The organism is Planctomycetia bacterium (assembly GCA_015200345.1).
GTDB lineage: Bacteria > Planctomycetota > Phycisphaerae > UBA1845 > UTPLA1 > PLA3.
The window spans coordinates 1,164,144-1,185,591 of record CP054187.1 but is presented as its reverse complement, the minus strand read 5'-3'; the positions used below and the strand labels follow the sequence as shown (position 1 = coordinate 1,185,591).

At 58.1% G+C, this 21,448-nt stretch carries 14 protein-coding genes; 2 read left to right on the top strand and 12 right to left on the bottom strand.

All coding sequences use genetic code 11. From position 1 onward, the window contains the following. Position 1: 1 nt before the first annotated feature. From HRU71_05010 to HRU71_04960, 11 genes are all read right to left on the bottom strand, one after another. Positions 2-259, bottom strand: coding sequence for a hypothetical protein (locus HRU71_05010; GenBank protein ID QOJ02886.1), 258 nt, complete (start codon positions 257-259; stop codon positions 2-4). Beyond that, positions 256-2,451 (bottom strand): heavy metal translocating P-type ATPase, encoded by a 2,196-nt coding sequence (locus HRU71_05005; GenBank protein ID QOJ02885.1) that lies wholly within the window; start codon positions 2,449-2,451, stop codon positions 256-258. The genes HRU71_05010 and HRU71_05005 overlap by 4 nt, the downstream gene beginning before the upstream one ends. Beyond that, the gene (locus HRU71_05000) at positions 2,448-3,260 is read right to left on the bottom strand and encodes a hypothetical protein (protein QOJ02884.1); all 813 of its coding nucleotides are present in this window, start codon (positions 3,258-3,260) and stop codon (positions 2,448-2,450) included. Before HRU71_05000 ends, HRU71_05005 begins: the two co-directional genes overlap by 4 nt. Before the next feature lie 4 nt (positions 3,261-3,264). Continuing rightward, entirely contained in the window at positions 3,265-6,363 is a 3,099-nt protein-coding gene (locus tag HRU71_04995; protein ID QOJ02883.1) for an efflux RND transporter permease subunit, read from the bottom strand. Positions 6,364-6,365: 2 nt separating this feature from the next. Further along, a complete protein-coding gene (locus HRU71_04990; GenBank protein QOJ02882.1) occupies positions 6,366-7,511 on the bottom strand; it encodes an efflux RND transporter periplasmic adaptor subunit in 1,146 nt (381 codons plus the stop codon). A gap of 280 nt (positions 7,512-7,791) precedes the next feature. Beyond that, positions 7,792-9,294, bottom strand: coding sequence for a TolC family protein (locus HRU71_04985; GenBank protein QOJ02881.1), 1,503 nt, complete (start codon positions 9,292-9,294; stop codon positions 7,792-7,794). 682 nt (positions 9,295-9,976) lie between these two features. Then, positions 9,977-10,468 carry a four-helix bundle copper-binding protein gene (locus tag HRU71_04980; protein ID QOJ02880.1) on the bottom strand — a complete coding sequence of 164 codons (492 nt, stop codon included), beginning with the start codon at positions 10,466-10,468 and terminating at the stop codon, positions 9,977-9,979. A gap of 541 nt (positions 10,469-11,009) precedes the next feature. After that, positions 11,010-11,831, bottom strand: a complete 822-nt coding sequence (locus HRU71_04975) for a hypothetical protein (GenBank protein ID QOJ02879.1) — start codon at positions 11,829-11,831, stop codon at positions 11,010-11,012. 159 nt (positions 11,832-11,990) lie between these two features. Beyond that, positions 11,991-15,323 (bottom strand): efflux RND transporter permease subunit, encoded by a 3,333-nt coding sequence (locus tag HRU71_04970; protein QOJ02878.1) that lies wholly within the window; start codon positions 15,321-15,323, stop codon positions 11,991-11,993. A 22-nt stretch (positions 15,324-15,345) separates the two neighbouring features. Next, positions 15,346-16,035, bottom strand: coding sequence for a heavy metal translocating P-type ATPase (locus HRU71_04965; protein QOJ02877.1), 690 nt, complete (start codon positions 16,033-16,035; stop codon positions 15,346-15,348). A gap of 58 nt (positions 16,036-16,093) precedes the next feature. After that, a complete protein-coding gene (locus HRU71_04960; protein ID QOJ02876.1) occupies positions 16,094-17,404 on the bottom strand; it encodes an efflux RND transporter periplasmic adaptor subunit in 1,311 nt (436 codons plus the stop codon). 240 nt (positions 17,405-17,644) lie between these two features. On the opposite strand from HRU71_04960, the gene HRU71_04955 reads away from it, so the two are divergent. Further along, entirely contained in the window at positions 17,645-18,271 is a 627-nt protein-coding gene (locus tag HRU71_04955) for a sigma-70 family RNA polymerase sigma factor (protein ID QOJ02875.1), read from the top strand. Positions 18,272-18,278: 7 nt separating this feature from the next. Continuing rightward, on the top strand, positions 18,279-19,145 hold the full coding sequence (locus HRU71_04950) for a zf-HC2 domain-containing protein (GenBank protein ID QOJ02874.1): 867 nt from the start codon (positions 18,279-18,281) through the stop codon (positions 19,143-19,145). A gap of 59 nt (positions 19,146-19,204) precedes the next feature. On the opposite strand, the gene HRU71_04945 is transcribed toward HRU71_04950, so the two are convergent. Then, complete coding sequence (locus HRU71_04945; GenBank protein ID QOJ02873.1) at positions 19,205-21,118, bottom strand: DUF1929 domain-containing protein; 1,914 nt, start codon at positions 21,116-21,118, stop codon at positions 19,205-19,207. Positions 21,119-21,448: the final 330 nt, after the last annotated feature.

The window sequence follows — 21,448 nt, the reverse complement described above, 5'->3', positions numbered from 1 at the left end:
ATCAGCAACCACTGGCCGGTTTTGATTCGATAACCCGTGGCCGGTTTTCAAGTGATAGATGACACTGAAGCTTCGAGAGGCCGCCGGGGGCGTCCATCAAGTGACGATAAAACTGGCGTCCAATCGCCATCGTCTCCGGTCGTAGCCCCTGAATTCTCACCAGATTGATTACAGCGCCGAACTTTGCACGGCACTCCTCATAGATCGTGGCCAGCACGCCGTTCGCATCCTTTTCATTGACTGTTCGTACCCAGCTCATTCGAATTTCTCCATTCCAAGAACAGGTGATCCTTCAGTCGTCAACAGGCGAAGCGCGTTAAGCACCACCAGCAGCGACACACCAGTGTCAGCCGCGATGGCTCCCCACAAGGTGGCCTTGGCCAGCAGCGTGAGCACAACGAAGATCGCCTTTACGACTAACGAAGCGGTGATATTGACGCGGATGGTATTGAGAGTACGGCGCGAATGACGGACGAGCCACGCCAGCTTTGAAAGATCGTCGCTCATCAGCGCGATATCCGCAGTCTCGATGGCGGCGTCCGTTCCGACAACGCCCATTGCGATGCCCAGGGAAGAGCGGGCCATCGCCGGTGCGTCGTTCACGCCGTCACCAATCATCGCCACTTGATGATAGCGGCCGACGAGTTCTTCCACGGCCTTGACCTTGTCCTCGGGTAATAGTTCTGCTCTTACCTCGTCCACTCCAGCTTCGCGACCGATCGCCTCCGCCGTTCCCTTGTTGTCGCCGGTAAGCATGACGATATGTTGGATGCCCGCGGCGCGGAGGTCGACGATAGACGCCGTGGCGTCACTCCGCATTCGATCGGCCACGGCGATGAACCCGCATATGTGCTCATTGTTTCCGATGACCACGACGCTGGACCCAGCCGAAGACAGCGCCTCCAATTTCTCGTGCATTTCAGGGGTTTCCTGTCCGCGCTCTTCCAGATAACGGTGCGACCCGATCCAAACGGGCTGTCCGTTAAGCACGGCACTCGCACCCTTCCCCTTGATCACTTGAAAGTCGTCCGCATGCGTTGGTCGCACGCCAAGCGCCAAAGCGTGGGCCATCACGGCTCGTGCCAACGGGTGCTCAGACCTTGATTCAATGGCTGCGGCAATTGCAATGAGTTCCGCTTCGGTATGGCCGGAGAGCGGGACAATCTCGCGCACGGAAGGCTTGCCCTCCGTCAAGGTGCCAGTCTTATCCATCGCGACCGCCCGCAGTCGAGCCGGGAGTTCGACAAAGAGTCCACCCTTAATGAGCACTCCGTTTTTCGCCGCCGATGCCAGCGCCGCGACGATGCTGACCGGCGTTGAGATGACGAGTGCGCACGGGCAGGCGATGACCAACAACACTAACCCCTCGTAGAACCATTTCGACCAGGTTTCATCGAACAGCAACGGTGGGCCGACAATCACCGCGATGGCCAACACCATTACAGCCGGCGTGTAATAGCGAGCGAACTTTTCGACCCACTGCTCGCTGGGCGAGCGACGGCTCTGAGCCTCACCGACCATCTTGACGATATGGGCGACTGTGGTGTCGCTGGCAACTTTTGTTGTGGCAAACTCGACGGTTCCGTCGCAGTTAATCGTGCCGGCAAACACGTCATCGCCTGCAGACTTCGGCACCGGCATGGATTCGCCAGTGATGGGTGCTTGATTGACGCTCGTTTGTCCCTTGATGATCTTGCCGTCGAGGGGGAACTTTTCGCCGGGTTTTACCAGAACCGTCGAACCGACAACCACGTCAGCCACGTCCATCATGTGTTCGTGCTCGCCATGCTCTGCGGCGTCGTGAATCATTCGCGCCTTCGGTGGGGTTAGGGCCATGAGGGCGGCGACAGCGCGGCGCGCGCGGGAGACACTCCAGGCCTCCAGCAAAATCGAAAGAGCAAAGAGGAAGGCTACGGTCGCCGCTTCAAGCCACTGGCCGATGACGATGGCCCCAACCACGGCGACGACCATCAATAGGTTCATGTCTGGCCGCAACCCGCGAAACGCCAGCCATGCTTTGGGCAAGACGAACCAAACGCCCGCAACAACCGCCGCGGCGTACAGCACTTTGACTATCAGGGGGATGGGTCCTTCGCCTTCGCTTATCGCCGCCCGCAGACCGGCCGTAAGTCCGTGGATCACAAACCCAATCGCCGTCAAGACGCCGCTCGCCGTGGTAAGAAGTGTTCGACTCCGCCGCGTCCAGAATGTTGTCGGCTGATGGTTATCAGTCTTTTCGCTCCACGGCTCGGCTCTCATCCCTGTACGCCTTACCGCGGCTTGGAGGTCGTCAGGATTGACCTTGTCTTCAGCGTAGCCAACGATCATCTTCGCGTTGAGGATATCGAAACGTAGTTCCTGTACACCGGGCATGGGGCCAAGCTCCTTCTTGAGCGTCGCCACTTCCTCGGCGCAGTCCATCCCGGCGATTTTGAACTCAGCAGTCTTCATTGGTGCTCGAACAAAATGACAAGAACCCCCAGCAGGCACAGCGCGCCGCCTAAGATTCCGCTCTCGTACTTTTCCAGGAGTTGGAGCTTGAGCTTCTCCAGCCCGATGAGCGTCAACCAAGTAAAGATCACCATTCCCGAAAGCGTTGCTCCTGCAAGGATGGCGCTGAGGAGTGCGAAGCCCATCCATCCGTAGCGGATGCCGGAGAGATAAACTGGCAAAAACCCTTCACAAGGGGAGAAGGTCAACAAGGCGAACAGGCTGCCGATTGCGACCCAATCGGAGGTGGGCTTTGGTTGCTCCAGGGCGCGAAAGTCTTTCATTTCATCTGCGACGGTCGTCTCACCGTCGTGGGCGTGATCCGGTCGCTCGTGCGGATGCGGGTGAGAATGATCGTGACCATGATCGCTATGCTCATGGCCGTGGTCATGGTGGGAATGCTTGCGGGCGGCATGGCTGTGTCCGCCAGATGCATGGCTATGTCCGTGTCCTTTTCCACTCAGTTGGCCAAAAACATAGTACAGTCCAAAGACGATCAACGCGCCGCCCGCGATCCAAGGGAACAGGTCTCCAATCCTTTCATTGATGGCGATGCCAAGCCAGGCGATGAAGACGCCTAGCAGTGTGGTGAACAGCACGTGTCCGCCACCGGCAATTGCCGTGATGGCCAAGGTTTTGGCCCGGCTCCACCGCTGGGCGCGCGATGCGAGCACAAACGGCAACCAATGCGTGGGAATGGCCGCGTGGAAGAATGCGACGGTGAAGCCCGTGGCCGCGACCGTGAAGAAAACCCCATTCGTTGCGGCCATGTAATCACTCAGCCATCGGCTTGTCTTTTTCAAACCACGCGTACAAGGTGGGAAGTACGACCAGCGTCAGAAACGTCGCGGTGATCAGGCCGCCGATTACGACCGTTGCAAGCGGTCGCTGAACTTCTGCGCCCGATCCGTGCGACATGGCCATCGGGATGAATCCAATGCTCGCCACGGATGCGGTCATCAACACCGGCCGCAGGCGGGCCAAGGCCCCCTGGATCGTCGCATCCCTGACGGGCAGCCCCTGTTGACGCAGCTGATTGATGAACGTGACCATCACGACTCCATTCAACACAGCGATGCCGGCCAGTGCAATGAACCCGATCCCGGCGGAGATCGAAAACGGCATTCCACGCAAGAACAGCGACAGGACGCCACCAGTGATCGAGAGCGGAATGCCCGTGAAGACAATGGCTGATTGTTTGAGGCTTCCAAAGGTTGTGAACAGGAGGAGGAAAACCAGTCCAAAAGCAAGCGGCGTCACCAACGCCAGTCGCGCTCGACCGGACTGCAACTGCTCGTAGGTTCCCCCATACTCGACGTGATACCCTGGTGGTGGCTTGAACTCGTTGTCCATCCGCCGCTGTACTTCCTCTGTAAAGCTGCCCAAGTCGCGTCCGCGTACATTCGCCTGGACCACAATCCGCCGCTGGCCGTTCTCGCGGCTGATCTGCACGGGACCCTCGATGCTCTCAACGTCTGCAAGCTGCGTGAGTGGGATCTGAATTCCTTTGGGCGCGGGGATCAGGATGCGGCCAATCTTCTCGGGGTCATTGCGATAATCCTCGATGAGTCGCACCGCCACGTCGATTCGCTGCGTTCCATCGGTTACGACGGTCACATTCTTGCCGCCCACGGCCGCCTCGATGATCTCATTCACGTCGGCCACGTTTATCCCGTAGCGGGCGATGTCGGGACGACGAATCTTGATTTGAAGCTGCGGCAAACCCTGCGTCGTTTCGACCTTCACGTCCGCCACGCCCTGGACGCGCGAGACAATCTGTGCGATTCGAGCGCCCTCGCGGGCCAAGACTTCGGGGTCGGGACCGAAGAGTTTGATTCCCAAATCTGCCCTCACGCCCACGCCCTCAATCAACTCCATCATTCGCATCTTGATGGGCTGGGTGAAGCTTGTCGCCAAACCGGGAATCTCGTCCAGCGCCTCTGCCATTTGGGCGACCAATTCCTCTTTGCCATGCGCCCTCTTCCACGAGGTCATGGGATTGAGGTCGATGAGCACGTCGGTCTGGGAAATCAACATGGGATCAGTGGCGATCTCGGGCCGGCCGATACGCGTGACTATCTGTTTCACCTCATCGGGGAACTTCTCTCGAAGGGTTCGCTCCAACAGTCCAGCCCGCTCGATGACCTGTTCTAGTGAAATACTGGGCGCGTAGATGGCCTCCACGGCGAGCGATCCTTCGTCCAGCTCAGGGATGAACTCACTGCCTAACCGCGGAAAGAGCCATGCACAAAAGGCAAACAAGGCAGTCGCGATCCCGATCGTCAGGAACCGATGCCGAAAGTGCCATTCGAGCGCCGGCCGATACAGACGCGCAATCAGACCGAGTACGAAGTTTTCGCGTTCCCGACTTGCTTTCAGGAAGAAGGCGCACAGGGCTGGAATGAGCGTGAACGACAGGACCAAAGCGCCTAGAAGAGCGAAAATGACAGTCAGCCCCATCGGCCGAAACATCTTGCCTTCGATGCCAACGAGCGTCAGGATGGGCAGGTATGCGGCGATGATGATGATGACGCCGTAGAGGCTGGGTTTCAAAACCTCGACCGCGCTCTCATAGATAACCTTGAGGCGGTCCGGCTCGGAAATCGCCTGGCCGTGCTCTTGCCGCCGCTCGACTAGCCTGCGAACAGTGTTTTCCACGATGATGACGCCGCCGTCCACGATCATCCCGAAGTCGATTGCTCCGAGGCTCATCAGATTGGCGGACACGCCGTAGTATTTCATGCCAATGATGGCCACAAGCATCGAGAGCGGAATCATGCTGCTGACGATCAGTCCGGCTCGAAGCTGAAGGAGGAAAAGGAACAGCACAACAATGACTAGGAGGCCGCCCTCAACGAGGTTGCGCAGTGCAGTCTGCAACGTGCGGTTGATCAAGGCGGCCCGATCCAGGAATCCCATCAACTGCGTGCCCTCGGGCAGCATCTTCTGAATCTGGCGGACCTTGTCCTTAACCCTTTCGACGACGATGCGGCCATTCTCGCCGACCAGGAGCATCGTGATCGCATAGACCTGTTCGCCTTGCCCGTCTTCTGTAATGGCTCCCTGGCGAACCGCGCCGCCTTCGGTCACGACAGCGACCTGTCCAATGGTGATGGGAACTCCGCCTCGCGCGCCGACCACGATGTTTCGGATATCGTCCGGCGTTTGTATAACGCCGACGCTGCGAACAAGTTGCTGCTCCGATCCGCGCGTGATGTAGGCGCCTCCGGCGTTCTGATTGTTCGCCGCCACTGCGTTGACAACGTCTCGGATCGTCAGGCCGCGAGCCAGGAGCTTCTGCGGGTCCATGAGGACCTGGTACTGACGCAACAATCCGCCCCACGTGTTCACCTCAGCGAGGCCGGTGACGGTGCGAAGCTGGGGGCGCACAATCCAGTCGATCATCGTGCGCCTTTCCATGAGCGAATGCTTTTCACCTTGCAGCTTGATGTAGTAGATTTCTCCAAGACCTGTGCTGACCGGGGACATTTCCGCGCGGACGCCGGACGGGAGCTGTTCCTGGGCTTCCTGAATCCGCTGATTGACGAGCTGGCGCGCGAAATAAAGGTCGGTGTCGTCTTCGAAGATCACCGTCACCTGTGAAAGACCGAACTGCGAGATCGAGCGGGTCTCCTTCAGGTGCGGCACGCCAGCCAAAGCGACTTCAAGAGGAAATGTGATCTGGCGCTCTATCTCCTCCGGTCCAAGCGCTGGAACAGCCACGTTGATCTGGACCTGCTTATTGGTGATGTCTGGCACGGCGTCGATGGGAAGGAGCGAGGCGCACCAAACCCCTACGCCGATTAGAACGGCCGCCAGAATCAGGATGAAGATCCGCTGCTGGATGGAGAATCTGACAATCGCCTGGATCATGCCTATTCCTCGCCCAGTTCACTCTTCATGCCTTGAGACTTCACGATGAATGCGTTTTTGACGACGACTCGCTCGCCCGGCTTGAGGCCCGATGTGATTTCGATGTGCGTTGCGTTTTTGTCGCCGACTGTCACTTTGCGCGGCTCGAACGCGCCGGACTTCTCTACGTACACGGTGGGTTGACCTTCCACTGTCTGGACGGCCCCGAGAGGTAGAAGAATGGCGACAGCTTGGGATGCAACGCTGACCGTTGCCCGCACAAAGAGGCCGGGCTTCCAACGTCCCTCGACGTTGTCCAGCACAAGCCGGGCCGTTGCCGTGCGCGTGGCCTCATCAATGACCGAACTGACATAGAACAGCTTGCCGGTTGTATCGCCGTCGATTCCTTCGGCTTTCACATGCGCGGTCTGGCCCACATGTACATGGATGATGTCCTGACCATAGACCGTGACATCGATCCAGACATTCGACAGATCCGCGAGCACGAAACAGGTCGTGTCCGGGTTGACCACCTCTCCAAGAGTGATGTGCTTTTCGATCACCGTGCCTGAGAAGGGAGCCTTGATTTCGTAGCGCGAATAGTCCGTATCCTTTTCCGAATGCAAGCTTTCAACCTGCTGCTCGGTGAGTCCCAGGGCGTGAAGCTTCGCCTCGGCCGTTCGATGGTCGATGTCGGTTTCCGCGAGAGCCTGTCGAGCCTTTAGCAGCTCCTCCTCAGGGGCGATCTTCTTTTCAAATAACTTCTGGATTCGTTCGAGGTTGGCTTTGGCCAACTCATGTCGTGAAGCCGCGGCAAGGTCCGCCGCCTTCGCGTCGGCGAGTTCCCTGCTGTCGAGGATGGCGATGACTTCGCCGGGCTTGACGGGCTCGCCGAGCTTCTTCAGCACCTCACGAACCATTCCAGACACACGGGGCACGATGTGTGCGACTCGGTCAGCATCGAGATGCACTTCGCCCGGCAGCGTGATCGTCCGCTCCAGAGTGCCGGGCCCGGCTTCGGCGACTTCGATGCCGTTTATCTTCAATGTCTCCGGAGACAGCTTGACAACGCCCTGTTCGCGCTCGCCGGGCTTACCTTTTTCATGCGAATGGTCGCCCTGAGTCGATTGCCTGCCATGAGCAGTTTCTCGCGTCATCCAGAGGCGCATGCCGAATGCACCGCACAGAAGACCTGTCAGAAGTCCGACACCTAGCCGGCCCATTAAGCGACCCTGTAATCCCGTGATTAGATTAGACACGCAGGACTCCTTCAAAACAGAAACGCGGCAAGAATCTGCCGACCAAAATCAATCGCAAACCCGATCAACGTTGAGATCGGGTCCCCCGACGAGGTGCTAGATGTCTGGTCCGCCGGGATACATCCCACACTCAGGAACGCAAGTACAAAGGCAGTGGTGAGTGGAGCCATCAGTTTTTTCCCCCGCACATTCATGGCTGTGCTCCCTGTCGCGTTAACGTAGGCGGCTCGAAAATGGGCGGCGCCGCCTCAGCGACCGGCCGGGAGGTCGGACTGCTCGATTCGAGCAATGTGGGCAGGGGTCGCGCCGTCAAGCGCTCAAGCTCGGCCCATGTGATGGCGCTCTCGCGATCGGCAATGACGGCATCACGACGAGTGGCCAGGAGGATTCGCTGTGCATCGAGGAGCACGATCAGGGACGCCCGGCCCGCCTGATAAGACTGCCGCGAGAGGTCGAGGTTGGCCTGCGCCTGGGGAAGCATTTTTTCATGGAAGTACGCCGCGACCTTTCGGGAAGTCTGGGCCGCGTCCACGCCTTGCCGAACCGCTTGGATGACCGTTTTTTCCAACGCGTCCAATTGCAACGCGCTTTGCTCGTAAGCAAATCGAGCCTTGGCGATCTGGGCTTGATTTTGGTCAAAGATAGGAAGCGTCAAATTGAACGCAGGACCAAAGATGTTGTCGATGATTTGCGAACGCTCTCGATTTCTCTGGCCCCGTGACTGGATTTCGGGGGCCGTGAGCGCGCCTGCTGCGATGGAGGCTCTCGCTGTGTCGGCGGGGATTTTTCGACCCGGCAAGGCCCGCCGCTCGCTCCGCTCCTCGTAAAAACCAATCGAGAATTCCGGAAGAATCTTGGCGATTTCCAAGTTAATGCGTTGGCGTTTGGCCTCGGACTCCATCCTCGCGGACTGAACGTCCAATCGACTGCCCAATGCAATCTGCACGATCTGCTCGGCGTCCAGGTCGACCATCGGTGGAAGCAAAGCATTCGTTGTGAGTTGCAGCTCCTCGGCGGCCTCTGTCAGTCCAAGCAATATGGCTAGGCGGCGTCGAGCGGTGCCGTCGTCAAGCCGCGCCCTCTGCATCTCCAGTTCTGCGCTGTATACAGCGCCGCGGGCCAGGTTTACATCGAGTTCGCCCACCGCACCGGCTTGCTGCCTTGCCTTCGCTGCTTCGAGCAACTGCTCGGCGATGCCGACGTTTTCTTTTGCAATCAGTAGTGCTTGGTCGGCGGCAACGGCCGTGAAGTATGCGGAGCGTGTGTCCACTGCGAGCTGTGAAGCCTGACGCGCCACGTCGAGTATCGCAGCGTCCAGCAACCGTTGCGACGATCGCTTCCGAATTGGAATCTGCCAAAGGTCTACAATATTCTGTGCGAAGGTCGCCTGAATGTTGGATCGACCACCGCCCTCCGGAAAGGCAACCGACAAGGCAAGCGACGGATTGGAGAACAGGCCCGATTGCACTACATCGGCCCGGGCGAAACCGATCTCGAAGAAGGCCGCTTGTAGCGTTGGGTTGTTGATCAGGCAGATTTGCACAGCCTCGTCGCATGTGATTCCCGCCTGTAGCAGTCCGCGGACTCTTTTCGTTCCGACATCATCCTCGCCGGGTTGGAAGAAAGAATCGGAACCGGTTGCATCCGAGATGGTCTTGCCGGCCCGTTCGTAATCAGGTTTGGGGTTGACCATCGCGCAGCCGCTCATGACGAGGAGCGCGGACGTGGCAGCGGCAAGGGTCCCGCATCGATGGGTTGAAGTCATTCGATTTAACTCCGGGTATTCGGGAAAAACGCAACATCAAGTGTGTTAGCGGCGCGCCGGCGTCGACTGAAACGCTCGCAGTCTTCAGGCGCAAACAGGGCAGATAATCAGATCAGAAGGGGAAGTGACGGTCCGGCCGAAGATCCAAGTTGGATGATCACGAGAAGCGGCAGAATTGAAGCGCCATCGGGGACCGGGGCAATCGGCGAACAAACGTTCGTGGCGATTGGCGCGAATGTAAACCCGGTCTCCAGCACGAGGCGCCACGAAGACTGCTGGGTAGCTGCTGAGGAACAGAAACACGAGTTATCGCAGGGCCGATTATGACCGTCGGGCGAACATGGCGTGTTATGGGAGCCATGCGGTGCGGACGAGTCGGCGCATAGTACCGGACAAGCAATGGCCGCCAACGAAAGCGACGAAACCAGAATCAGCCTCAAGTACATTCTCATGATGCTAGCAGCGCGACGAGTATTCGTCGATAGAGGATTACCGGCACTCCAGAGACCGCTCCTTGGCCATAATTTGCCGCGAGCACAACACCACGCCCCGCCATTGAAACGAGGCGTGGTGTCGATCACAAAAATCTCGCTTGGTCGGGACCGGGAACCTACTTGCCCGGCATTTGCTTCATCATCGCCCGGCACGCCTTCTCGCACCTGCGGCATTCCTCGGCACACGCCTTCATGTACGTGTCGGCGGGGAATTTATCGCACGCCGTCGCACAGTCGGCACAAGCTTTCGCACATGCTTCAACGATGAGTACGGAGAACGGCCCGCCTCTCGAACAAACCTCTGCACAGGCGGAACAGATAGTCGCACAGTCTCGACAGGTCATCAGGGTTGTCAGGTGTTCCTTCATGCCGTCGGACAGCATATGCGCACAGTGGGTCGCACAGCTGTCACAGGCCCGCTGGCAGTCCGAGCAGGCTTTGGCGCATTCCTGCATCATCGCATTGTGTTCCATGTGATCCTCCATCTTCATGTCCTTCTTCTGTCCCCCCATCTTCATGCCCTTCATTTCGTCCTGCTGGGCGAACCCCGCCACAGCGACAAGGGCCAACACCACCACAACGATTCCACCGAATTTCCGAGCGTTCATAGAACACTCCTTTCATAAAAAACTGTCATCTCGACGCCAGCGACGGAAATCGCCATCTCGACGTCGGTGATCAGAAACAGGCCAAAACAAAGGATGAGCACGAAGCCGAGCCATACTTCAGAAGGCGCGTTCGACAGGCCTCTACGCGGGACAGCAAGTGCATTGCGATTGCGATTTACTACTGCCGCTTAAGCTCCATTCCGCATTTTGGGCAGTTGCCGGGCGCTGCCTGTCTCACCTCCGGGTGCATCGAACACACGTACACGACTTCCGTGGTGCTCAATGGCGGCCGGTCGGCTCTGGCGTTTCCTTTGTTTCCGCAGTGTCCGCAACAACTGCCATCATTTTGGGAGCAAGCCGCTACGAGAAAGATCGTTGCAGCACTTAGGACGGTCGCGGCAAACAGTTTTCGTATCATGTGATCTCCTAATTCCTGATTGTAGTGTTTGTAACGTAAATCCATGACTGTTATGTGATGTCTTGAACCAGCATCTCCCTGGCATTTGGGGGCGTAGAATCCATCCCCGGACTTCCAACGGTGTCACGGTTCATCGGCGTGCCCGTGTCCTTTGCCTTCGTGCTTACCGTTCGTTTCGTCGTCGTGGCCGGCGGGTGGCTTACTGGGACCGTCGAAGTCGAAGTCAAAGACCTGCGGCTTCTCGCCGTCTTTGAAGTCAATGAATATCTTTATTGAGAGGGGAAACTTGATCGATTTGTCCACATTTCCCTTCAGAAATGACTTGCGCGGTTCGAGTGTCATTTTGAGGGGCAGTTCCTTGTCGAGTCCTTTTGCTCGAACTTTGCCCTCCGCTGTGAACTTTTCCGCCAATATGGGCTTCGTGTATTCGTCGTAGAAGTGGATGTGAAACTCGCCCTTATCCGAAATCGCTCCTTCCAGGTGATGCTTCTGGTCCGGCGCCATGAAAAAGACGCCGCCATGTTTGGGATGATGGTCTATGTGCGGCTTGATCTCGACCAATGCCATGCCGCACTTCGGGCAATTGCCCGGCTGCGAATAGGTCTTATCGCCTTCACATTTCATCGGGCAGGCATATTCCTTGGGCACATACTTCTCCAGCGTGGCGGCGAGCTTGGCCATTTCGTCGTAAACTTTCTGCGTTCCCGCCGCGTCGCCGGAGTCGCCCGCCTTGTCAATGGCGTCAAACTTGCCGGCCAATTCGCGTCCCGCCTTGTTGATCTCCTTGATGGCGCTCTTAGGCACGCCGGAATCGGCCTTGAGCGCCAGTTGGCCGATGACGTTTCCGATTTTCTGGATGACCTCCGCCTCGCTATGCACGTCATCGAGCTTCTTGGACTCGATGAGTTCGCTGATCTCGTGGAGCCGGTGCTGAATCTCCTCCACAGCCGCTTTGTACGTCGTCGGCGTCTTGAATTCGGCAGGTTTTCCGTGCCCGCCGCCGTGTTCGTGCTGCGCGAGCGCCATCGGCGCCGTGGGTCCCAATAGCAAGGTCGCCAGAACAATCATTGCTCGTCCGGACATTTTCGACACTCCTTCATAGTTTTAGCGAGGAAGCCGAGAATCAGGCGGCTCGCTCGCCCCGCCGGTTTCACTGGCGGTTTGAACGACTGCGTCCCTTGCAAGAACTTGATCCGCAGTTCCGACGGGACGGTGGTCGGAACCAGGCGTCAATTCAGGTTGTACGTGCGTCGCTCGCCATTGAGCCACGACATGCTGCGACGCCCTGCGGCCAAATCGCAGGAAGATCGTCGGCGTGATACAAAAGTCCAGGAACGTGCTCGTGGCCAGACCACCCAGCACAACGAGCGCGACGGGGTACAGTATTTCCTTGCCGGGCTGACCGGCCGCAAGAACCAGCGGTATGAGTGCCAGTCCCGCTGTCAGCGCCGTCATCAATACGGGCGCAACGCGCTCCTGGCTGCCGCGCACAACCATCTCGCGGCCGAACTCCATCCCCTCATGCGTCATGAGGTGGATGTAGTGTGTGATCATCAGAATGCCGTTGCGGCTGGCGATGCCGCACAGGCTGATGAACCCCACCAGGCTGGCGACGCTGAAATTTTCACTCGCCAACCACAGCGCGAAGGCGCTGCCGATGAACGCGAACGGAATGTTCAGCATGACCTGCACAACCATTTCCACTGATCGGAAATGCGAATACAGAACGGCGAACATCGCTACGAGTGACAACGTACCAAGCAGCAGAAGCAGACGTGTGGCGGCTTGCTGCGCCTCGAATTGGCCGCCGATGCTGAGGGTGTAACCGGCCGGTATCTTTTCCGGCGGCAGGTCCATCGCCAGTGACTTCTCAATTTCCGCAACCGTGCGGCCCAGATCACGGCCCTGAACGTTGGACGAGACGACGATTCTGCGCTGGACGTTCTCGCGGCTGATCTGATTCGGCCCCGGTGTCTCAGTGATTCCAGCAACGTCTGAGAGCAACACAACGGCGCCCGTCGGCGAGATCAGCCTGACGTCGTTGAGCCGCCGCACATCGTTACGCACCGACTCTTCGAGCATTAGAACCAAGTCATACGATTTCAATCCGTCGAGGACTTGCGAGACGATCTTTCCCTTCATCGCGGTTTCGAGCGTGCGCACCAATTCCGCCGGCTTGAAGCCGACCCGTGCAGCCGCCTCCCGGTTCACACGAATTCGCACCTGAGGAATCAGCACCTGTTTTTCGATTTGAAGATCGACGACGCCGGGGATTCCAGTCATGGCCCCCTGAACCTGGTCTGCCAGCGTGCGCAACGTGTTGAGATCCTGCCCGGTGATCTTGACTGCAATTTGTGCCCGGACGCCGGATAAGAGATGGTCGATCCGGTGACTGATCGGTTGCCCGAGTCCGACCGCCACACCGGGAACGGTTTCAAGTTTCTGTCGAATCTCGGCAAGCACGATCTGTTTGGGCCGTACCGTTGCAGGCGGCTTTCGGCCATCGACCGTGATGTGTTTATCCGGCTCGCGGGCCTCGTCGCGCGTCCAGAAATCTACGTCCAATTCTGAGTAGTGGACACCCTCGGCATGCTCGTCCTGCTCGGCTCGGCCGGTCCGCCGGCCAGTGGACTTCACTTCAGGTACGGAGAGGATCAATTCCTCGGCCTTGCTCCCAAGTCGATCTGATTCGGCCAACGATATGCCGGGATCGGCCACGATGTTTATCGTCGCCGTTCCTTCGTTGAACGCGGGCAGGAACTCGCTGCCAAGCCGTGAAACAAGAATCGCCCCCAGCGCGACAAAGCCCAGAGCAACGCCGATCACAGTCCACGGCCTCGGCATCGTGAGGTCGTACAACATGCGGGCAAACCGCTTGCACGCCCGCAGCACAAGGCCGTCCTTCTCATCCGCCATTCGCTTCATGGTGGGAAGCAGGTAGAACGCCATCGCTGGCGTCACGGTGAGCGAGACGACCAGCGAGGCCAGAATGCTGACGATGTAGGCGACCGCAAGCGGCTGAAACAACCTTCCTTCAACTCCGGACATTGCAAAGAGAGGCAGGAAGACGAGCAGCACAACTGCCGTGCCATACACGATGGAGTTTCGCACTTCACTCGACGCGTCAAACACGACATCCATCGCCGGGCGAGGATGGGGCAGATGCCGGTTTTCGCGCAAACGGCGGAAGACGTTCTCAACATCGACAACGGCGTCGTCCACAAGTTCACCGATGGCGACCGCGATGCCGCCGAGCGTCATGGTGTTGATCGTCTCGCCGAAGAATTTGAATACGAGCGCCGTGACAAGCAGGGACAGCGGCAACGCCGTGAGCGTGATGAGCGTCGTGCGGACGTTCATCAGAAACAGAATGAGCACGATCACGACAAGGATCGAACCATCGCGCAGGGCCTCTATCACATTTTCAATCGCCGTCTGAATGAAGTGGGATTGCCGGAACAGGTCGGCGTTGATGATCATATCCTTGGGCAAAGTTGGCCGAATCTGGTTTAGCGCGCTGTCGATGCGGGTTGTAAGTTCGCGCGTGTCGGCCCCCGGCTGCTTCTGGATCGCCATGATTACCGCGGGCCGGGCATTCATGGATCCTTCGCCGCGCTTGATCGGCGCGCCGCCTTCGCGCACCATCGCGACATCGCGGACAAGGATCGGGCGTGTCGTTCCTTCACTCGTGCGCGATGCAACCAGCGAGGACTCGATGTCAGAGACGTTGGCGACCCGGCCCAGATTGCGTACGACGAATTCCTGGCTGCTGCCAACGATAAAGCCGCCGCCGGAGTTTTCGTTAGCCTTCTCCAGGGCCTCCTGCAAGTCCGTCAAGGTCAGGTCGTATCGTCGCAGCTTTTCAGGATCGGCCAGCACCTGAAACTGCTTCACCTGCCCGCCCATGACCGTGACTTGTGCCACGCCGGCGACCGAGAGCAGCGACGGCCGAATGACCCAATCGGCGAGCGAGCGCACCTCCATCGGCGGCAGAGAGTCGCTTCGCAGGCCCACGAGCATGATCTCGCCCATGATGGAACTGATCGGCCCCATCAAGGGAATCACGCTCGGGGGCAGCTTTTCGGCGACTTGATTCAACCGCTCCTGAACGACTTGCCGGTCGTAGCGGATGTCCGTGCCCCAGGCGAACTCGACATACACGACGGACAGGCCCAAGCCCGACACGCTTCGAACCCGTTCGACGCCGACGGCGCCATTAAGGGCGGTCTCAAGGTGGAACGTGACCTGCGTTTCGACTTCTTCCGGTGCAAGTCCGGGGGCCTCGGTCAACACGGTGACGGTCGGACGATTCAAATCGGGGAGCACGTCCGTCGGCAGCCGAGTGGCAGTAAAGAGGCCGTATGCGGCCAACAACGCCGCGGCGGCGAGGACGAGCACGCGATTGTGCAGCGAGAATTTGATGATCGCGTTAAGCAAATCGTTCGCCTTCCTGCCTGAACTACAGAGTGAACAGCATGGCCCCGGCCATGAACGCCATGCCTAAGTCTTCGATGAGGGTGACCGTGGTCATAGGGAGATTCAGCACCGTTCCAAGGCAGGCGCATTGGATGGCTTGCTTTTTCAGCAACGCCTTCAATACGCTGACTGCTCCGGAAATCATCAATATAAGTGTCGCGGAGTTGACAAAGAGCGGCTTCCATTCTGCGATGTAAGCGACGCCGAGGATTAACTCCACAAAAGGGTAGATAAACCCCCATGCCGGCACACGTTGTGTGATCAGGTCGTATGAACGGTAGGCACCGGCAAAACCGTCCAAATCCAACAGTTTGAAGAACGAGAACACGAGAAAAAATCCGCCCATGAAATCATTCATGAGCCGATGAAGAGACCAGTCATTCGTGACTACCGCAATGAGAATTACCATTCCCACCAGATAGCCCACAATCAAGCCAAGCGGATAAAGACGTTTAACTGAACCAGTGCGTTCCGATGAACGAGCTTCGTTGCTCGGCTCCTTCAGCGCATATGTGCCGACTGTCCGAACGGCATCATTGAGGTCTGAGAAAGAAATCGGCCGGTTTGCGTCCACTTGGGCTTGTGGCGGCGATAGTGACACGCTCGCCGAAACCACGCCGGCGACTCGTTGTAGCGCCGCCGTAATCTTCGCAACGCAGCTTTCACAGTGCATGCCTTCTATTTCGTATGAGGTCATCATTGTTGCGTCATTTCGCTTTCAACCATTGCAACTATCCATGCTTGTTGGGCAATTCTGGCTTTGGCGGCGATGCCGCAACGGCCGCGCCGGTCTTGGGTCTTAACTGTGTCAGGGAATACGCACCCTGGGTAACGACGATGTCGCCAGGCGCGAGCCCGCCAAGCACTTCCACGACCTGATCGTTTGAGAGTCCAGGTGTGATGTCCTGTTTCTTGTAAGCATCTCCGCTCTTCAAGAAGACGAAGTGCATTGGGCCGCTCTGAACCACGGCGGACGTCGGCACGACTACTGCGGTCTTTGCCTCGCGAAGTACGATGGCGAGGTCCACGAACATGCCATCGCGAAGGACACCTTTTTCGTTCGGTGTTTCAACAAACACGTGCGCCGTTCGCTTCACTTGATCAAGGGAGGGGGAGATGAACTTGATCTTTCCTGTCCCCAGGTAGCTCGGATCCGCCGGCGTCCGGACGCGCACCATGTCGGAGGACCGGTTGACAACCCTGGAGATCAGCGATTCCGGCAACTCGCCCTCGATCTGCATGACCGAGTGGTCCGCAACCGCGAGCAGAGGCCCGCCAGCAGTCGCCCATTGACCGGGCCGCGCCGAACGCTCCACGACAACGCCGTCTGCCGGTGCGACAAGGCGCAGCAGATTGATCGGTTGGCCGTCGGACCGCTCCGTTGCTCCGGAATCCGCCTGTGCACCAACACTGTCACGAGACCATCGTAGGGACTGCTGCCTGAGGACCGCGACTTCCTTAGTGGTCACATCTAAATCAACGGCTTTAAGCTTGGCCTCGCCTCTTGCTCGAAGCGCGACCACGCGCCGCTCGGAGACCTCATTGATCGGTATCACGCCTTCGCCGGACGACGCGACGCGACGCAATTCCTCTTCGGCCAGGGTGGCGGTCTCGTCGGCGTTTTGGGCTTCGACGCGAAGCTGTTGGACTCGCCCCTCGCCGCGAACGACATCGAGCATCAGTCTGGCCAGCTCCGGCGAGTCTATTTCGACCAGAAGATCGCCCCGGCGCACCACGCTCCCCACCTGGACATGCACTGCGAGCACCTTACCGGCCGTTACAGTTGAGATGATCCAGTGCCGGTCCGGTACCGCACGGACGACCCCTGAAAGCGGCAAGGTGTCCTCCACAGGACCGAAATCAATCTCGGCGGTTTTCAGCCCGATGTGTGCCGCTGTCTCGGGAGAGACTTGGCGCGGAGCATCCAAGTCGTACGGCCCGATTTCCTTGCCGCCGTGACCTTCATGCGCATAGAGCAGCAACGGTGCCGCGATAATGCCGGGTACCAACATGATAAGGCGGGAGATCTTGATCCGTTTCATGCGTTTCTCCAGACAACATCCGGCCGAAAGGCAGGTCTCGCGCATGGCGCGACCGCCTCGGGTTCATGAATTGGATGCGTTGGTGTGATCAGTTCTTCCCGACCAAGCAGCTTTTCAGATTGCCCTGGGCTGGGTGGACCGAAGGGACTGCGAGTCCATGACCGGATATACTCCCCGGTCATGCCATGTCCCAGAATGCCGTGTCGAGCATGATTCCAAGCGAGGTTTTCAGGGTTTAGCGTGACGGAAGCCGATTTGATAGCCCAATGCCGCAAGGGCGACCGGGAGGCCCAGCGTATCCTGTACACGCTGACCTGCGATCGGATTTATCGTCTCCTGCTCCGCATGACGCGACGCGCCGAAACGGCCACGGACCTGGCGCAGGATGTATACCTGCGAGCCTTCACACGGATTGCCCAGTTTAAGGGAGATTCTTCGATTGAGACGTGGCTCTACCGCATTGCGGTAAACGAGGCGCTGCAGTTTCTGCGGCGGAAAGAGCCATTGCGGCTTTCCTCGGACTCGGTGCAGGAACTAGCCTCTAACGACCACGAAATCGATCGAACGATCACATCAATTGACCTTGAGTATGCCTTGAACCGCCTCGACCCGGCGGACCAGGCGATTCTGCTGCTCCGCTATCAAGAAGGGTTGGATTATCACGCCATTGCCGAAGCGCTCGATTGCGCAGGCGGCACGGTTGCATCACGCTTGAACCGCGCTCGCGACCGGCTGCGGCAGATTCTTGGGAATGGTTATTGCGCACAGGAAGAAAGGTCGGATGCCGAGCATCCAACTTGTAAGGATGGTTCTGTTCGGGCCGTGCAGGAGGAGTCGAGGGTCTCCTCACGGTCAGAATCGGAGTGAAGCCGTCATGAACTGCCAAACGGCCAGAGAATCATTGGGTGCGTACCTGGACGGCGAGTTGCCTTCGCCAGTCCGTCTTGCGGTTAGCGCCCACTTGTCTGGATGTCCAATATGCACCGCTGAATTGGAGTCGTTGCGAGGCGTTGCGACCGCATTGGCCAACCCGCCGGTGGTACCCGTTCCGGAGCGTCTCTGGGGAGAAATCGAGCGTAAGTTGGATCATGCGGCCGAGAAGTCACCTGCTCGCTCGATTCCGTTTGCGACCTCACGACGATTCGCCATCGCCGCCAGCGTTTTTCTGGCGCTGGGACTTGGTGCCGTTTGGATCCTTTGGACCGGGGAGGTAGCTTCGACGGCCAAGGCTTCAACGCTCGATTTTGGCGCCCTGCTCGATTCGATCTCCGTTGATCCAACAGCCGCCTTTGATAAGTTCTTGGATCAATACCAGGCACGGCACGTATCGAGCGCTGAGGCAAAGCGGACGGCATCGCAGCTGAATTTCGAGATTCCCGAAATGCTGCCGGGCGGTTTTCGGCTGGAGAAAGCGTATACCCTTCGCTTTGGCGATGAACCGGGGGCCGCAGCACGCTATACGAAAAACGGAGAATTCCTTGGGGCCATCTTTCATCGTCCGGTGCAACGCGAACATTTTGGCACGCACAAAGACTATGGTTGCGTCATCGGCCAGCACCGTGGTCACGCGGTTGCCGTTGGAGATTGGAAGCTCGTGCATTTGACCGACGCCACGACTTGCCATTGTGTCCTGAGCAAACTGGATGAAAAAAGCGAACTGCCTTTGGTGTTATCGAAGATCGCGCCAGACTCTTTGTCACAGCCATTATCAGAAGAGCACCCACACGATCACGAGCCGTAAGAGGGGCTGCGGTGAGAGTTGGGAGAAAGACTAGAATGAGACCGAGATAGAGCTTGAACTCACGGAGCCAGGAATGCCGCGACGAAAGGCCTCACGTCACGGCCGTCTGCACTACCATCCGTGTTAACATCGGCAATTGAGATGCGTTCGCAAGCCGTGTCGAGTCCCAAGAGAACGCTGACGAACGGATTAACATCGGGCGAGTCGACGCGACCGCTCGCATCAAAATCGCCGGGAGTCGAAGCCGCATCAGTGTTAACACGAATAATCCTCGCGACAGACGGAATATCATCGACCATTGCAAAAAGCATGTAGTGGCCGAGGGGTAATACATTTGTGTCCGACGGCAATGTGACGCAGACCGTCGAGCCGGTTTGGACGACTGCAAGAACCAGGCGGCGGGGGATTCCTCCGTTGACCCAATGCGTGTGAGTCTCGCAGCCCATCAATACGACGTTCGTCAGCACCGTGCTCGGAAACACCGTGAACGAAATGGTCTGGCCACGGCGAGGTTGTGTTGTTGAAATCTGCGTGATCTGTGGTCGGACACCACGGAAAAGATACGGCGGCGAGAATGCTTCAATGTCCGCGCTTGTGGGGCCAAACTGAAACTTGATCCGCGTGCCGCCAGTCATCACCACACGTCCATCTGGGACAAGAACGGTCACTGCGTGATACTCGCGAAACCAGTTCATGTCCGCCATGTGTCTCCAAGTATTGTCCGAGGGATCATATAGGTCGGACCACTTCACTATGCCAAGCACATTTGAAACCGGCGGCGGATTGACTTGCGACTCTCCACCCGCAGCAAGCACCCGCCCGTCTGGAAGCTGAGTTACCTCTGTTTGAAATCGGACGAGGCCAGGATTGGAGATTAGGCTCCAGGCGCCCGTGCTTGGATCATAGATTTCCCCCATGACCGAATTAGTCGTGCCGTTCGGACGCCGGGTTCCCATCGCCAATGCTCTTCCATCCGCCATGACCACGAGGGAGTGATCGGAATGGTCCGGCCAACCGCGATTTGGCTGGTTGAAATTCCCGGTCGCGGTCCATTGGCCCGAGTTCACGTCGTAGAGTTGAGGCGGTGACCAAGTCGCAAGCACCTTCCCATTGAAGAGCAGGGCGCTCGGCGAGAATTCGCAGGGATTGAGCATCGATCCGGTGAAACTCCACGTCTGGGTCACCAGATTGAACCGTTCACAAGTATTCGTCCGCACCGCAGAGCAACAGGTGCCACCGCCCATCATCAACAAGGAACTGTCTGCGAGACGAGCCAGGCCAGGATACCAACGTCCAACGGACAACTGCATGTCGGGCAACTGCTGCCAGGAATTGGATTGAGATGAATATGTCTTTACCCACGGGACGGCATTGGTAAAGCTTCCCGGATCGTCGGGTGTCTGCCCGCCCACCATGATGATTCGTCCGTCTTGTAGGACAGTTGAATTCATGCACCCCTGTGGCGTGCCCGAACCGGCAGGAAACGACTTCAGGCCCGTTCCAGGATTAAAGACGACCGGGTCCATCGTGTCGTGACAGAACATGATCTGTCCATCCGGCCGGAGAATCGCGATGTCCGTCGCATCGAAGAACTCAGGCAGCGTATTACCGATGATGTCCCATTGTCCCTGGTTGGACTCCGTGGTCAGGAGAAAGTCCTGCTGAAGTCCCGCAGCGGGCACGACCGCTGTGATCTCCGAATAAGCAAATCCACGTTGCGATGCTCCGAGCCGCCAAGTGCCTTCTGGAGCGTCGGAGATGCTGTATTGACCCTGCGCATTCGTACGAGTTTCCAGAAAGACGCTCAAGGATAGATTAAAAAGCGTGACCCGAGCGTTCGAGACAGGAATCAGAGGATTGCCTTGACGATTCACGATGCCTGAGACAACAGCCGCCCTCGCCTTCCCGAAAGGAATGAGAGGCAAACTCAGAACGACAACGAGGCCTGTTGAGACACTGAACCGCCTTGGCATGATGCTCCCCTCGAAGGCCCATTATAGCCCATGACCTCAATTTGCTGCCGATTTCATCGCGGTCAACATGCAAGATAAGGCGACTTTCATGGAACGCGGAAAAACACGATGTCGTGCGACACCGCAAGCGCTCGCTTGGTTGACCCCAATATGCTGAAAACGCCCAGGTTGTGAGGCAATGAGGCTGATCCGACGCTGTAATCGGCCCAATCGGCATGTCCACAGAATCCGTCCGGGACCAGAACAGCAGACGCGTCGGGATGTAATGCGACCGTCGGTGTTAGACCCCGACGACCCGGGACCGCGGCCCGGGCGTCGCAATCGGGCTGC

What these genes read in the sequence shown, in the direction of transcription:
- HRU71_05010 (QOJ02886.1), bottom strand. Translation starts at nt 259, where the DNA reads ATGAGCTGGGTACGAACAGTCAATGAAAAGGATGCGAACGGCGTGCTG.
- HRU71_05005 (QOJ02885.1), bottom strand. Translation starts at nt 2,451, where the DNA reads ATGAAGACTGCTGAGTTCAAAATCGCCGGGATGGACTGCGCCGAGGAA.
- HRU71_05000 (QOJ02884.1), bottom strand. Translation starts at nt 3,260, where the DNA reads ATGGCCGCAACGAATGGGGTTTTCTTCACGGTCGCGGCCACGGGCTTC.
- HRU71_04995 (QOJ02883.1), bottom strand. Translation starts at nt 6,363, where the DNA reads ATGATCCAGGCGATTGTCAGATTCTCCATCCAGCAGCGGATCTTCATC.
- HRU71_04990 (QOJ02882.1), bottom strand. Translation starts at nt 7,511, where the DNA reads ATGCGCCTCTGGATGACGCGAGAAACTGCTCATGGCAGGCAATCGACT.
- HRU71_04985 (QOJ02881.1), bottom strand. Translation starts at nt 9,294, where the DNA reads ATGGTCAACCCCAAACCTGATTACGAACGGGCCGGCAAGACCATCTCG.
- HRU71_04980 (QOJ02880.1), bottom strand. Translation starts at nt 10,468, where the DNA reads ATGAACGCTCGGAAATTCGGTGGAATCGTTGTGGTGGTGTTGGCCCTT.
- HRU71_04965 (QOJ02877.1), bottom strand. Translation starts at nt 16,035, where the DNA reads ATGCACTGTGAAAGCTGCGTTGCGAAGATTACGGCGGCGCTACAACGA.
- HRU71_04960 (QOJ02876.1), bottom strand. Translation starts at nt 17,404, where the DNA reads ATGAAACGGATCAAGATCTCCCGCCTTATCATGTTGGTACCCGGCATT.
- HRU71_04950 (QOJ02874.1), top strand. Translation starts at nt 18,279, where the DNA reads ATGAACTGCCAAACGGCCAGAGAATCATTGGGTGCGTACCTGGACGGC.
- HRU71_04945 (QOJ02873.1), bottom strand. Translation starts at nt 21,118, where the DNA reads ATGCCAAGGCGGTTCAGTGTCTCAACAGGCCTCGTTGTCGTTCTGAGT.